Origin of the sequence: Algoriphagus sp. A40 (genome assembly GCF_002002735.1) — a bacterium.
Classification (GTDB): Bacteria; Bacteroidota; Bacteroidia; order Cytophagales; family Cyclobacteriaceae; genus Algoriphagus.
On the sequence record NZ_MUNY01000031.1, the window covers coordinates 34,216 to 47,902 of the forward strand.

General features: G+C 44.1%; 14 protein-coding genes and 5 tRNA genes. 6 read left to right on the forward strand and 13 right to left on the reverse strand.

Annotation, left to right across the window (positions count from 1 at the left end):
* Positions 1-11 precede the first annotated feature (11 nt).
* Together B0E43_RS00770 and B0E43_RS00775 are read left to right on the forward strand one after the other, a co-directional pair.
* A complete protein-coding gene (locus B0E43_RS00770) occupies positions 12-440 on the forward strand; it encodes a c-type cytochrome (RefSeq protein WP_077346159.1) in 429 nt (142 codons plus the stop codon).
* A 2-nt stretch (positions 441-442) separates the two neighbouring features.
* Entirely contained in the window at positions 443-1,183 is a 741-nt protein-coding gene (locus B0E43_RS00775) for a DUF1080 domain-containing protein (protein ID WP_077346160.1), read from the forward strand.
* A gap of 306 nt (positions 1,184-1,489) precedes the next feature.
* Here B0E43_RS00775 and B0E43_RS00780 read toward each other — a convergent pair.
* From B0E43_RS00780 to B0E43_RS00805, 6 genes are all read right to left on the reverse strand, one after another.
* Positions 1,490-1,566: transfer RNA gene (locus tag B0E43_RS00780), tRNA-Lys, on the reverse strand.
* The gene (locus tag B0E43_RS00785) at positions 1,557-1,808 is read right to left on the reverse strand and encodes a GIY-YIG nuclease family protein (protein ID WP_168171872.1); all 252 of its coding nucleotides are present in this window, start codon (positions 1,806-1,808) and stop codon (positions 1,557-1,559) included. Before B0E43_RS00785 ends, B0E43_RS00780 begins: the two co-directional genes overlap by 10 nt.
* 56 nt (positions 1,809-1,864) lie before the next feature.
* Positions 1,865-1,940 (reverse strand) — tRNA-Lys (locus B0E43_RS00790).
* 247 nt (positions 1,941-2,187) lie between these two features.
* Positions 2,188-2,261 (reverse strand) — tRNA-Arg (locus tag B0E43_RS00795).
* Positions 2,262-2,287: 26 nt separating this feature from the next.
* Positions 2,288-2,361 (reverse strand) — tRNA-Pro (locus B0E43_RS00800).
* 143 nt (positions 2,362-2,504) lie between these two features.
* Positions 2,505-2,577 (reverse strand) — tRNA-Lys (locus B0E43_RS00805).
* A 144-nt stretch (positions 2,578-2,721) separates the two neighbouring features.
* Between B0E43_RS00805 and B0E43_RS00810 the strand changes: the two genes are divergently transcribed.
* Together B0E43_RS00810 and B0E43_RS00815 are read left to right on the forward strand one after the other, a co-directional pair.
* On the forward strand, positions 2,722-3,390 hold the full coding sequence (locus B0E43_RS00810) for an SH3 domain-containing protein (protein ID WP_254423334.1): 669 nt from the start codon (positions 2,722-2,724) through the stop codon (positions 3,388-3,390).
* A 195-nt stretch (positions 3,391-3,585) separates the two neighbouring features.
* Positions 3,586-3,948, forward strand: coding sequence for a VOC family protein (locus B0E43_RS00815; protein WP_077346207.1), 363 nt, complete (start codon positions 3,586-3,588; stop codon positions 3,946-3,948).
* A gap of 37 nt (positions 3,949-3,985) precedes the next feature.
* Here the strand turns inward: B0E43_RS00815 and B0E43_RS00820 are convergent, their stop codons facing one another.
* Both B0E43_RS00820 and gap read right to left on the reverse strand, forming a co-directional pair.
* Positions 3,986-4,621, reverse strand: a complete 636-nt coding sequence (locus B0E43_RS00820; protein ID WP_077346163.1) for an LON peptidase substrate-binding domain-containing protein — start codon at positions 4,619-4,621, stop codon at positions 3,986-3,988.
* A gap of 82 nt (positions 4,622-4,703) precedes the next feature.
* Positions 4,704-5,708, reverse strand: a complete 1,005-nt coding sequence (gene gap / locus B0E43_RS00825; protein ID WP_077346164.1) for a type I glyceraldehyde-3-phosphate dehydrogenase — start codon at positions 5,706-5,708, stop codon at positions 4,704-4,706.
* Positions 5,709-5,960: 252 nt separating this feature from the next.
* Here gap and B0E43_RS00830 point away from each other — a divergent pair, with 252 nt between their 5' ends.
* Positions 5,961-6,833, forward strand: a complete 873-nt coding sequence (locus tag B0E43_RS00830; protein ID WP_077346165.1) for a serine protease — start codon at positions 5,961-5,963, stop codon at positions 6,831-6,833.
* A gap of 102 nt (positions 6,834-6,935) precedes the next feature.
* On the opposite strand, the gene B0E43_RS00835 is transcribed toward B0E43_RS00830, so the two are convergent.
* The 5 genes from B0E43_RS00835 to B0E43_RS00855 form a co-directional block, all read right to left on the reverse strand.
* Positions 6,936-9,167, reverse strand: a complete 2,232-nt coding sequence (locus tag B0E43_RS00835) for an NADP-dependent isocitrate dehydrogenase (RefSeq protein WP_077346166.1) — start codon at positions 9,165-9,167, stop codon at positions 6,936-6,938.
* Positions 9,168-9,344: 177 nt separating this feature from the next.
* Positions 9,345-10,142, reverse strand: a complete 798-nt coding sequence (locus B0E43_RS00840; RefSeq protein WP_077346167.1) for an amidohydrolase — start codon at positions 10,140-10,142, stop codon at positions 9,345-9,347.
* Complete coding sequence (gene def / locus B0E43_RS00845; protein ID WP_077346168.1) at positions 10,142-10,696, reverse strand: peptide deformylase; 555 nt, start codon at positions 10,694-10,696, stop codon at positions 10,142-10,144. Before def ends, B0E43_RS00840 begins: the two co-directional genes overlap by 1 nt.
* On the reverse strand, positions 10,693-11,106 hold the full coding sequence (ruvX, locus tag B0E43_RS00850; RefSeq protein ID WP_077346169.1) for a Holliday junction resolvase RuvX: 414 nt from the start codon (positions 11,104-11,106) through the stop codon (positions 10,693-10,695). Before ruvX ends, def begins: the two co-directional genes overlap by 4 nt.
* The gene (locus B0E43_RS00855) at positions 11,106-11,864 is read right to left on the reverse strand and encodes a hemerythrin domain-containing protein (protein WP_077346170.1); all 759 of its coding nucleotides are present in this window, start codon (positions 11,862-11,864) and stop codon (positions 11,106-11,108) included. Before B0E43_RS00855 ends, ruvX begins: the two co-directional genes overlap by 1 nt.
* 157 nt (positions 11,865-12,021) lie before the next feature.
* Here B0E43_RS00855 and B0E43_RS00860 point away from each other — a divergent pair, with 157 nt between their 5' ends.
* Entirely contained in the window at positions 12,022-13,674 is a 1,653-nt protein-coding gene (locus B0E43_RS00860; RefSeq protein ID WP_077346171.1) for a S41 family peptidase, read from the forward strand.
* Positions 13,675-13,687 lie beyond the last annotated feature (13 nt).

Consider the following 13,687-nt stretch of genomic DNA (forward strand, 5'->3'; position numbering starts at 1 on the left):
ACTAATAAACAATGAAAATTTCCAAATCATTAAACCTCGGATTGCTCGCATTGGCGGGTTTGGCATTTGCATGTGGAGGAGGAGAAAAAGCTGCTGAAACTACTGCCCCTGAGGCTTCAACCCCTGCAGCAGCCCCTGCCCAAGAAATCAGCCTTGAAGAAAAATACAAGGATGATCCTATCTATATCAAGGGGATCGAAAAAATCAAAGCTTCTGATTGTATGACCTGCCACATGGTAGAGCGCAAGATCATTGGCCCTTCTTATGCTGAGGTAGCAGCCAAATACGAAAATACCGAGGAAAACGTAACCATGCTTGCTGGAAAAGTAATAGCAGGCGGAGCGGGTGTTTGGGGGGAAGTGATGATGGCGCCACACCCTTCGATCAGTGAAGAAGATGCGAAAGATATGGTTAGATCCATTTTGCTTCTCAAAAAGTAATTATGAGAAAAGGCTATTTGGCAATGTGGGCAGCTGCAGGATTTTTTGCAGCTTGTTCCGCACCTAAGACAGAAGAGGCTACTTCTCAAGATACTGTAGCAGTAGCTGCTCCTGTAGAGGAGTGGGTTTCCCTTTTTGATGGTCAGACGTTCAACGGTTGGTCAAAATACGGCGGGGGTGAAGTTGGGAAGGCCTGGAAAATTGAAAACGGAGAATTTTTCCTTGATGCTTCCAACAAAGACAAATGGGAAGAAGGAGATGGGGGAGATATCGTAACCAATGAAGAGTTTGAGAATTTCCATTTCAAGACGGAATGGAAAATCTCACCTAACGGAAACAGTGGGATAATTTTCCTAGTACACGAATCACCGGAGTTTACCAACACCTACCATACCGGTCCGGAAATGCAGGTGTTGGATAACAATGGCCACCCTGATGCCAAAATCATCAGCCACCGCGCAGGCGATCTTTATGATTTGATCGTAAGCAGCCAGGAAACTGTGAAGCCGGTAGGCGAATGGAATCAAGCTGAGGTTATTATCAACCAAGGTAAATTGGACTTGATTCTCAATGGTGTTACCGTAGTGTCTACTACACTTTGGACTCCGGAATGGGATGCCTTGGTTGCAGGCAGTAAATTCAAGGACATGCCGGGTTTTGCGAAGTATAAGAAAGGGAAAATTGCCCTTCAAGACCACGGAGACGTGGTACACTACCGAAATGTGATGATTAAAAAGTTGTAATTAAAAAGCCCCGATTTCGGGGCTTCTTAATTTTAGAGTATTCCTATATTTTTTTGGAAGTGGACTTTCAGCCCACATATCGAAACCCAATACATAATCCGGCTTTAATTTCTTTCAGAAAATCCAAAAACCTCAGTTTTCCTTTGGAGGTCAAATCCAAACGACCAGGAATGGGGTAAAAACAGCTTAAGCTTCAAAGCAAAGCAGTCAGTTTGGTACTTGCTCGATAAAAAACGGTATGCCATTCTACAGCAAAAGAATCGAAAGCCTTTAAAAAAAGAAAAGCAGACCGTTTCCAATCTGCTTTGGTGATCCCGCTGGGATTCGAACCCAGGACCCTCCCGATCAAAATCGGGATGCTCTGACAGCTGACTTACGGAATCTTCTTGCTGATTAGGGATTCTATGTAAATCCTTGACTTCTTTTTCTTGATCTCCAATTCTCTTTTTTTGGCAGTGATCAGATCCTGGTATTCTTCCCTGTAAACCAGATTCCAAGGAACTCCCGTGGAAGTGAATTTGGAATGCCCAATATTATGTTCATACAATCTCCTGTCAAGTTCTTTACATGCACCGATATAGAATTTGTTGAGTTTTTTGGAGTATAAAATGTAAACCCATGCCATGGCTAAAAAATTGAATTCCATAAAAATAAGAAAAGCAGACCGTTTCCAGTCTGCTTTGGTGATCCCGCTGGGATTCGAACCCAGGACCCATACATTAAAAGTGTATTGCTCTACCAGCTGAGCTACGGAATCAGATGTTTTAAGAAAGCCTCTTTTAGCTTTCGACTTTCTACTCGAACCCAGAACCCTCCCGATAAAAATCGGGATGCTCTACCAGCTGAGCTACGGAATCAGATGTTTTAAGAAAGCCTCTTTTAGCTTTCGACTTTCTACTCGAACCCAGAACCCTCCCGATAAAAATCGGGATGCTCTACCAGCTGAGCTACGGAATCGATTAACTACAAATAAAAAGCGGAACAAATTCCGCTCATTTTTTTTGTGATCCGCTTAGGATTCGAACCTAAGACCTACTGCTTAGAAGGCAGTTGCTCTATCCAGCTGAGCTAGCGGACCCGGTGACTATCTCTAGTCCAATAAAGTCGGGGTGGCAGGATTCGAACCTACGACCTCCACATCCCAAATGTGGCGCGATACCGGGCTACGCTACACCCCGAAACTTTTTAAACTTTTTCAACCGACACGTTTGCCAATTGAGGGATGAAAACCTACGGCCTTCCCGATAGCAATCGGGACGAGATACCGGGCTACGCTACACCCCGAAACTTTTACTTTTTAACCCCTTGCGAGCTAAATTTGTGATCCCGCTGGGATTCGAACCCAGGACCCATACATTAAAAGTGTATTGCTCTACCAGCTGAGCTACGGAATCTTAAATCTTGCAAATTGACTCCCTAGCCTTGCTTTTTGCTAGATCATTGCCGTAATTGGACTGCAAATTTATGACTCTGATTTCTAAATGCCAAGCCTCAAATCAATCTTTCTAGCAAAACTTTCTATATTTTTTCTCCTGTTTTTGCAAAGTATTCATTGTCAGGCCAATGTGCCGCAGCTTTTGGTAGCAGATTCTTTGTTTCAGCAACGTAGCTACAAGGAAGCGATGGAGATTTACCATATGAATTACCAATTAGGCATCTATTCGCCTTCGATGCTGCTCAAAATGGCCTTCATTTCCGAAGGGATTGGGGACAATGAAAACGCCACACTTTACCTAAGCAAGTATTATGATCTGAGCCCCAATCCCCAGACCATAACAAAAATTAAAAGTCTGACCGGGCAATCCGAACTTGTAGGATATGAGGTCAGCGACGGAATGCGGTTTGTCCTTTTCTTGGTTGAATTCAAGGAGATTATTGTTGGCGCCCTGACATTGACTTTGATCCTAACTTTGATATTTCTTTGGGCAAAAGGAAATAAGTTGACTGAAGCCAGATTCTATTGGCCATCTGTTATTCTGATCACCTTGATTTTTGTCACCAATAATTTTCTTAAAGCTCAAAATGCGGCTTTAGTAACCAATAGCCCTACCTTGATTGTTTCAGAACCAAGTGCAGGAGGAGAAATGGTTGATTTGGTAGAGCCCGGCCACCGCGTCAAGATTCGTGCGTCAAAGGATATTTGGTATGAAGTGGAATGGAAAGATAAAATCGCCTATATCCGTAAAGACAACGTCACCAGGTTGTAACTCGCATCTTGCATAAGCATTTCCATTACTGGCTGTAGTTTTCTCCACAGCCATTTGAACCATTCCCAGCGGGATCACAAAAGTAGATTGGAAACGGTCTGCTTTTTGCGTTTCTGGCCTTTGAGGAAACCCCTGCTTGGTGAATTTAAAATCTCGCCTAGATTTGGAGTCAAATCACTTTTAACCCATGTTCCCGTGATAGATTTTAGGCGAATAGACCATGTTTTGATTTGCATTCCTCCCAATTCAAAGGAGGCTGCCAGAAACTTTTACACCGGAAGGTTGGGGCTAAAAGAAATCTCGGGAGAGCATCCGAATGGAGCTTTGTGGTTTGTGATTGGGGATGCAGAGCTGCATGTTAGAGAGGAGAATCTTGAGATTGGGATATCGGGAAGACATCCGGCATTTGAAGTGCATGATTTGGCTAATGCAAAGAAATTTTTACAGGAACAGGGAATCGAAATTACCTTTTCCTCTCTGATTGAAGGAAGAGACCGGTGTTTCTTTAGAGACCCTTGGGGCAACCGGTTCGAGTTAATCGAATTTGGGAAAAAGTAAAAGGGAATTCCGTGCTTTTTACTCGGACCTGGCCATTCTAAAAACTCAAAGGATCCATGTGCTTGAAGTGCCCGTTTAATTTGATCCTTTCCTTTGCGAGTTCAACTGTTTTGATCACCGGGATCATCCGCTTGAAATGTTTGATCAGATAATCCGTTCTCTCACGTTCTGATTCCAGTTGCAGCAATTCCAATTCCTCCTCCAATTTCAATCCCAGCTTATGGGTGAATGTGTAAGAATTGACGTTTTTCGAATCTATTTCCCCTGGAAAATTTAGCAGATGTAGCATTTCCTTCAGGTAAAAAACGAATTCATGATGTAGGACTTCGGTGATTTTCGGATCGTCATTCAAAAAAGAAATATTTCCCCCTGCATAGAGTTTTCCCTGCATGGGATTATCAAAACTCAGGATTTTGAAGGGCCTCAAACCGCGGGTACGAATATCCAGACGCCCATCTTCATAGCGTTTGTTGATTTTTTCCAGCACGACCTCAGTGCCATACCCGCTCAGCGAATTGATATAGGCGCAAATCCCCAAAGTAGTCCCGCTTAGCTCCACATCCGCAATTAACTCCCGATAACGAGGTTCAAAAATATGCAGGTTGAGCTCCTCTCCGGGAAATGCCACCAATTTCAAGGGAAATAAAGGAAGGTACATGACGGGTCGTTTCATGGATAACAGTCAGCCTTTGCCTATGGTTTTTAACAAGTCCTTTTAGAAACGAAAAAGCCCCAAATTTTGGGGCCTTTAAGAATTATTTTTTCGCAATGTAAGCGAGAAGGTCTACTACTTTGTTGGAATAGCCCCACTCATTGTCATACCAGGAAACGACTTTCACGAAGGTGTCAGAAAGCTGGATTCCAGCCTCAGCATCGAAAATAGAAGTACGGGAATCACCGATGAAGTCATTGGAAACAACCGCGTCTTCGGTATAGCCAAGGACACCTTTCATAGTGGTCTCAGAAGCCTCTTTCATTTTAGCGCAGATCTCAGCGTATTTCGCAGGCTTCTTCAGTCTTACAGTCAGATCGACCACAGAGACATCTGGAGTAGGAACTCGGAATGCCATACCGGTCAGTTTGCCGTTCAGTTCAGGGATTACTTTTCCGACAGCTTTGGCTGCACCTGTTGAAGATGGGATGATGTTTTGACCTGCACCACGTCCGCCTCTCCAGTCTTTTGCAGACGGTCCGTCTACAGTTTTCTGGGTTGCAGTAGTTGCATGCACAGTAGTCATCAAGCCTTCTTCGATTCCCCAGTTGTCATTCAGCACTTTTGCAATCGGAGCAAGGCAGTTGGTGGTACAAGAAGCGTTGGATACAAAGTTCATGTCAGAGGTGTATGTGTGCTCATTTACACCCATTACAAACATCGGAGTATCGTCTTTAGATGGTGCAGACATGATTACTTTCTTGGCGCCGGCATCCAGGTGACCCTGAGCGGTGTCTTTGGAAAGGAAAATACCGGTGGACTCGATCACGTAGTCAGCACCTACTTCACCCCATTTCAGGGTTGCAGGGCTTTTTTCTGCGGTTACTCGGATAGCATTGCCGTTTACTACCAATTTTCCGTCTTTTACTTCTACAGTACCTTTAAATATACCGTGGGTGGAATCGTATTTCAGCATGTAAGCCATGTAGTCCACATCGATCAAGTCGTTGATGGCTACTACCTGGATGTCTTCTCTTTCTACCGCTACACGGAAAGCGAGTCGTCCGATTCTTCCGAATCCGTTGATTCCTACTTTAATCTTGCTCATAAGTATTGTTGATTTTGAATATAGGTTTGATTCCAAAAACAGCTCAGGAGACCTCTTTAGGTCAAAATATCCTGAGGGCAGGCTAAGTTATTACAAATAAACGGATAGCCCAAACTTCTTTAATCTCCCAGAACAGCGAATCACATTGATTTTGAATTCAAACGATTTCGCGTTCGAAAATTTTTATTTTGGACTTCTGAAGTTTAACAGTTCCGATTTTCAAAGAGTTTCAAAATAAAATTCCCTTTTCAAATGTTTGTAGAAGCCATTCAAAAAGTAGCCGGATTTACCCGGGCCATCCATTCCATCTCCAGAAATTTCGGAATCCAAAAGGTGGAGAGAGGTGCCGCAACGCTGTTTTTTGTAAATGAAGAAGGGTGGGCATTGACCTGCAAGCATGTCGCCCAATGGCTTACTCAGGCAGATGGGATCAACAAGCGTTATTCTACCTTTTTGACAGAATCACAGAGTCTAAATTCCGGACAGAAAAAAGCATTGGCTAAAAAACAGGGTTTTGATGAAAACAAAACCTTGGAAATGCGGGTGACCTTTGTGGACTGTGTGGACCGGATCACCAACATCCATTTTTTCCTTCATCCTGAGTACGATTTGGCTTTGCTGAAATTTGAAGGGTTTGAAAAAGTTTCCTATTCGGGGCATCCTGTTTTTCTAAAAGAGGATCAATTTGCCCAGCCCGGCCAAATGCTCTGTCGCTTGGGATTTCCATTTCCGGAGTTTTCCAATTTTGGCTTGAATGCGGAAAAAGATATCCTGGAATGGACCAAAACAGGGCAAGTCCGATCACCAAGATTTCCGATTGAAGGGATGCTGACTCGATTTTTGGGAGATAAGACCGGGAAAATCTATGGGATCGAAATGAGTACTCCGGGACTTCGTGGCCAAAGCGGTGGACCGCTCTTTGATTCAGAAGGAAGAGTAGTAGGAATGCAAAGCAGAACCAAGCATCTGCATTTGGGATTTGATATTGAGGAAAAGGAAGTCATCGCTCACGGTAAGGTGAAAAAGGTGAACGACTATGCATTTATCCACTTGGGAGAATGTATCCATGTTTCTGTAATCAAAGAATTTATGAATCAGCATGGAGTTAAATTTCAAATAGGCTAGGTTCAAGAAAGAAGCTTTTCCAAAGTTTCAAACTTTGGAAAAGCTGTCTATTTGCCGTTAAATCAAAAAGCCGGATCGTTTGAGACCCGGCTTTTGGTTTTGCTATTCTAGCGATTCTATGATTTCATTGAAGGTTTTGCTTGGACGCATCGCTGTTGAAGTCTTAGAGACTTCAGGTCTGTAATATCCACCAATATCAACAGGTTTGCCTTGAGAGCTATTATATTCCTCCACGATGATAGTTTCGTTGGCAGAAAGTGCCTCTGCAATTGGAGCAAATTTCGCTTGAAGTCCAGCGTCTTTGTTTTGCGCCGCTAAAGCCTCTGCCCAATAAAGTGCCAGGTAGAAATGGCCACCCCTGTTGTCCAATTTGCCCACGACCCGAGCAGGAGACTTGTCGTTTTCTAGAAACTTCCCTGTTGCTTTGTCAAGTGTTTCACCCAAAAGCAATGCTCCAGGATTGTTGAATGTCTGCCCCAAATGCTCCAAAGAAACTGCCAAGGCTAAGAATTCACCCAAAGAATCCCAACGCAAATGGCCTTCTTCGGTAAATTGCTCCACGTGCTTAGGGGCAGATCCACCGGCTCCGGTTTCAAACAATCCTCCTCCGTTCATCAATGGAACGATCGAAAGCATCTTGGCCGAGGTGCCTACTTCCAAGATGGGGAACAAATCGGTCAGGTAATCTCTAAGGACGTTACCGGTAACAGAAATGGTGTCTTTTCCTTCTTTAAGTCTTATACAAGAGAAAATTGTCGCTTCTACAGGAGGAAGGATGTGAATTTCCAAACCGGTCGTGTCGTGGTTTGGAAGATATTTCTCCACTTTTTTGATCAATTCTGCATCGTGAGCTCTATTCGGATCCAGCCAGAAAACTGCCGGAGTATTGGAAAGCCGGGCTCTAGAAACAGCCAATTTTACCCAATCTTGGATCGGGGCATCTTTGGTCTGGCACATTCTCCAGATGTCGCCTGCTTCTACCTCGTGTGAAAGCAAAGTTTTTCCATCAGCATCTACAACATTGACGGTGCCGTCAAAAGGGATTTCAAAAGTCTTGTCGTGGGAACCGTATTCCTCTGCTTTTTGGGCCATCAAGCCGACATTGGGCACGCTGCCCATGGTGGCCGGATCGAAAGCGCCGTTTTCTTTGCAAAAATCAATAGTTGCCTGGTAAACGCCTGCATAACATCTGTCTGGGACCACTGCTTTGGTGTCCTGTAGTTTCCCGGCTTTGTCCCACATTTTGCCAGAGCTTCGGATCATTGCTGGCATGGATGCGTCGATGATCACGTCGCTTGGCACGTGGAGGTTGGTGATTCCTTTGTCCGAATTCACCATGGCAACTTCTGGGCTGTCCGCATAGCAGGCATCGATATCGGCCAGGATTTCAGCTTTTTTGTCGGCAGGAAGTTTTTCCAGATTTGCCAGAAGATCTCCAAAACCATTGTTTACATCTACACCGATTGCATCGAAAGTAGCGGCATGTTTTGCAAAAACCGGTTCGAAAAACACCTTCACCGCATGTCCAAAAATGATCGGGTCAGAGACCTTCATCATGGTGGCCTTCAGGTGTAGGGAGAAAAGAACTCCTTTTGCTTTGGCGTCCGCTTTGGCTTTTTTCAGGAAGGTTTTCAAAGCCGAAATGCTCAAGGTAGAAGCGTCGATCACTTCACCTTCCATGAGTTTCAGACCTGATTTAAGGGTTTCTTTTTTGCCGTCTTTCCCAACCAATTCGATAGAGACAGATATTGCTGCTGCGATGGTCAGGGATTTTTCACTTCCGTAAAAGTCACCTTCAGACATGCTGTCCACGTGTGATTTGGAATCGGATGACCATTTGCCCATGGAATGGGGATGCTTTCTGGCATAATTTTTCACCGCCAATGGAGCTCTTCTATCGGAATTTCCTTCACGAAGGACAGGGTTTACTGCCGAGCCCTTGATCTTGTCGTACTTCGATTTGGCTGTTTTTTCTTCTTCGGTTTTCGGCTCTTCCGGATAGTCAGGAAGTGCATAGCCCTGAGACTGCAATTCTTTGATGGCAGCCTTCAACTGAGGGACAGATGCAGAGACGTTAGGAAGTTTTACAATGTTTGCCTCGGGAGTCGTTGCGATCTTGCCCAACTCGGCAAGGTCATCATTGATTTGCTGTTCCGGTTTCAGGTACTCGGGAAAGCTTGAGATAATTCGGCCAGAAAGAGAAATGTCTCTGGTCTCTACCTGCACTCCGGCAGATTTGGTGAAAGCCTGGACAATAGGAAGTAGAGAATACGTAGCCAAGGCAGGTGCCTCATCTGTCAGCGTATAGAGGATTTTGGGAGTTTGATCACTCATAGTTTCAATAGGATGCTAAAAGGATTTGCCTGTTTTGCTTTTTGGAAAGTTGGCAGAAAGAGGCCAGCAGATAAAAAAGGGGAAAACAGGGTCGAAAATTCAGCGCCTAAAATACGAAAATTAGCCTTGTTTCAAACCCCGTTTAAAGAATGTGGGGGAATCTTGAAAAGTGGATTTTTAAAGAATCCGAAACTGATCCGCGTCTCTCCAAGCTGGGAATTTGGTGCGAAATTCCTCCAGTTTAAGAGCGGAAAGGGAAATAACCTGAATTCCGTCTTTTTCTCCCAAATCCAAGATTTTTTCTCCTCTAAAATCATAAGCAGCCGAATGCCCCACATAGGAAATTCCATTTCCATCTGTACCAATCCGGTTCACGCCAATAGAGTAAGAAAGATTTTCTATTGCTCTTGCGGGCAGAAGTGCGTCCCAGGCAGAAACACGAACTGCTGGCCAGGAAGCTATATAAAAAATAAGATCGTAACCAGCAACGCCATCTTCCCAGCCATTTCTCGACCATACCGGGAATCGTAAATCATAGCAGATCTGCGGGCAAATTTCCCAGCCTTTAAGATTGAAAATGGGGAGTTTTTGGCCTGCCGAAAAATGCTTGTCTTCATTGGCCATTCTGAACAAGTGGCGCTTATCGTAATGTTCGGTATAGCCATCAGGATTGACCCAAAGTAGACGATTGAAAAATTTTCCTCCTTCAGAAATGATGGTGCTTCCGGTGATTGTCGCCTTGGTTTGGGCCGCCAGTTGCTTCATCCACTTACAAACCGTCAGGTTCATGGGTTCGGAGAGCTTGGCAGCCTCCATGCTGAATCCTGTCGGGAACATTTCGGGAAGAATGATCAGGTCTGTTTTTCCTTTTAAGCCCCAGATTTTTTCTTCCAGCATTGCAAGATTGGCAGTTTTGTCCTGCCAATGAAGGTCTGTTTGAACAAGTGCAATGCGGATTTCTGGGCTTCTTCCCATTATTTCAGAGGATAGATCATTCGGTAATCTGTGGAGATTTTCCCTTTACTTACATCTATCAATTTAGATTGGATAAGTCGCTTTTTCAAGCCTTTCAGATAGTCGATGAAAAGTATACCCTCCAAGTGGTCATACTCATGCTGGATTACGCGGGCAGTCATTCCGGAAAATTCCTCCTCTTTTAAGTTCCAGTTTTCGTCGAAGTATTCGATGGTGAGTTTGTCGGGGCGGATGATTTCGGCCCTTACCTCAGGGATACTTAAACAACCTTCCTCGAATCCATAATCATCGCCATATTCGTCCAGGATTATCGGATTGATGAATACGCGGCGGATCCCTTTTTCCTCATCTTTTTCATCCAGCATCAGGGTGCTGTCGATGACAAAAAGGCGAACGCCTTGATTGATTTGAGGTGCAGCTAGACCTACCCCGTTGGCAAAGTCCATTGTGGCATACATATCATTGATCAGGGCAGTCAGATCAGTGCCTTCGGTAATTTCTTCAGCTTCTTTTTTGAGGATGGGATTGCCGTAAGCAACTATAGGGTAAATCATTGTCTTTCGAGGTAAGATTGTAGAATGATTGCCGCAGAGACTTTGTCCAGATTTCCGGCTTTTTCTCTTCGGTCTTTCTTTTTGCTGCCCATGGCGATCATGCTTTGCATGGCCATTTTGGAGGTGAACCGTTCATCCACTAGGGCTATTTTTTTTTCGGGAAATGCTTTTTCAAGCTCCTCCTTCAATTTGATTACTTTTGGTGTCATCTCGTTGTCCTGCCCGTTGAGGCGGATCGGAAGTCCCAGAACCAGCGCTTCGACTTCTTCTTTGGCACAATAGGCCTTGAGATAAATCATCAATTGACCTGTTTCGATGGTTTCCAGAGGATTGGCCAGAATTTTCAACGGATCGGTAACAGCCAAACCAGTTCGCTTAGTTCCCAGATCTATCGCAAGTATTCTGGGCATCAGTTGGTCTGGATTTTTTTACGGATTTTCCGAAGGGCTTCTTTTTCCAATTCCACGGCTTTGGGAAAAAGCAGCTCATCTTCGATCTTGGCATGGATGGAAAGCTCCTTTTCGAAATTCTGAAGTTCGTGATAAAGGACTTTCATTGTCAGCGGCGCTGTATCTTCCAGAAAATAATCTCTGGTGAGCCGCCGGATTCCTTCCATTTCGTCATCGTGGATCTCATGCTGATCCGCCAACAGATGGATGGGATCTTTTTCAAGGATTGTCAAAGCATCTTGGGTCTTGAATTGACCGTCTTCGATATCCTGAAGCAGTTCAATTCTTTTGAACAGGCGGCTTTCCTCCTCATGAATGTGATGGATAAAATCATCCACAAAAAGGGGAAACATTATCCTCAGATCAGCAAGCAAAGGTCCAAAGGTTTGTTCTGGCTGAATTCCGGAAATAAGGTTGGAAAGGAAGGGAAGCTCCTGACGAACGAAGAAATAATGCTTCTTTTTGAGGTAAGCTACCAGGAGCTCAATTGGATTAAGATAAAGTTCTTCAGGAGTTGGGTCTTTTCGCTTTGCCCAGGATTCCAGTTCGGCGATCAGGGTTCTGGGATTGACTTTGTGACTGCGGCAAACCTTCTCTAATGAATCGGTGGGGTATTGGTAAAAGCTGATTCCGAAATAGTGCAGTACAGCCGCGAAAACATAGTTTTCAGAAACTAATTCACCCACAGATGACTTTTCAAAATCCCGATTCAAGTACATTGCACAAAAATAATTTTTTTTGGTAGAAAAAAGGGGAATAAATCAGACCTTTAACAATGCCAGTCGTACAATCAATCGTTAATTTTATCTAAAATCCATTTCCATGATGGATCATTTTGCGGTAGTTTGAGTTAATTGGATATAAAATCAAGAAAAAGTGAGCGAGACTAAAAATACCAAATCACAAATCCGGCTTCCAATCATTCTTGCTCTTGCGATTTCTGCGGGAATTTGGATCGGTGCCACATTTGCTGAGCCGAAAAGCAACCAAAATGATCTTAGGGCGGCACTTTACAAGCTCCAGGAGATCATGACCTATATCAATCGGGACTACGTGGATAGTGTTAATACGAATGACTTGGTGGAATTTGGGATTACCAAAATGCTGGAAAATCTTGATCCGCACTCCAGCTATATTCCTGCACGTGATGCGTCCTTAGCCCAGTCTCAACTAGAAGGTGAATTTGACGGAATTGGAGTTGAATTCGGAATTATTCGGGATACCATTTATGTGGTTGCTCCATTGACCGGAGGGCCTTCGGAAGCTTTGGGAATCCAGTCCGGAGACCAGATCATCTCAGTCGACGGAAAAGTTGTGGCCGGTATCGGTATAACCAACCGGGATGTTTTCGATTACTTGAGGGGACCAAGAGGCTCAAAAGTATTAGTGGATATCAAGCGAAGAAACCAACCTGAGCTGATTTCCTACGAAATCACGCGGGATAAAATCCCTCAATACAGCATCAATGCCTCCTATATGATTGATGAAGAGATCGGCTACATCAAAGTCACCCGATTTGCTGCCACGACTTATGAAGAATTCAAAACTTCACTTACTCAGCTGCAGGGTCAGGGGATGAAGAAACTCATCATTGACTTACAGGGAAATCCCGGAGGCTACATGGGCGCAGCTATAAATATGGCAGATGAACTCCTTGGTGACCGTGATTTGATCGTTTCTCAAGAAGGAAAAGTGAGCCAATACAGTCAAAAAGCTTTTGCTTTCAAGCCTGGAATGTTTGAAGAAGGATCTGTGATCGTATTGATCAACGAAGGTTCTGCATCCGCATCGGAGATTTTGGCCGGAGCTATTCAGGACAATGACCGCGGATTGATTGTTGGAAGAAGATCTTTTGGAAAAGGACTGGTTCAGATGCCGATTGATTTGTCAGACGGTGCAGAATTGAGGCTGACTATCGCCCGGTATTTTACTCCATCTGGGCGATCCATTCAAAAGCCATACGATTCAAATTATGATGAGTATGAAACTGATCTCATGGACAGATACACCCACGGTGAGTTTTTCTCAGCAGACAGCATCAAGTTCAATGACAGTCTGAAATATGAAACCAAAAAAGGACGAATTGTCTATGGGGGTGGTGGCATTATGCCGGATTACTTCGTGCCAATGGATACAACCATGAACAGTCCCTATGTCAATAAGCTGTTCAATTCCGATTCTTCAAGAGAGTTTATCTTGGACTTTGTGACGAAAAACAAGGCCGATTTTTCAGCCATGAGCCTTGATCAATATTACACAGATTACAAAGTGAGCGATGCAATGCTGATGGAATTGGTTGAATTTGGAAAAAAGAACAAGGTGGAATTTGACTCCAAGGATTTCAATAAGTCCAAGGAGTATTTGAGGATCTTGGTAAAGGCACATTTGGGACGTCAGATTTACGATGACAATGCCTTCTACAAAGTCATCAACGATATTAATGAAGTCTACCTTCAGGCTATGAATCTCTTCGGTGAAGCTGACCGGATTTCAATGGCGGCTACATTGAAGGCAGCGGGAGTGGAATAAAACTCAAAGTTTA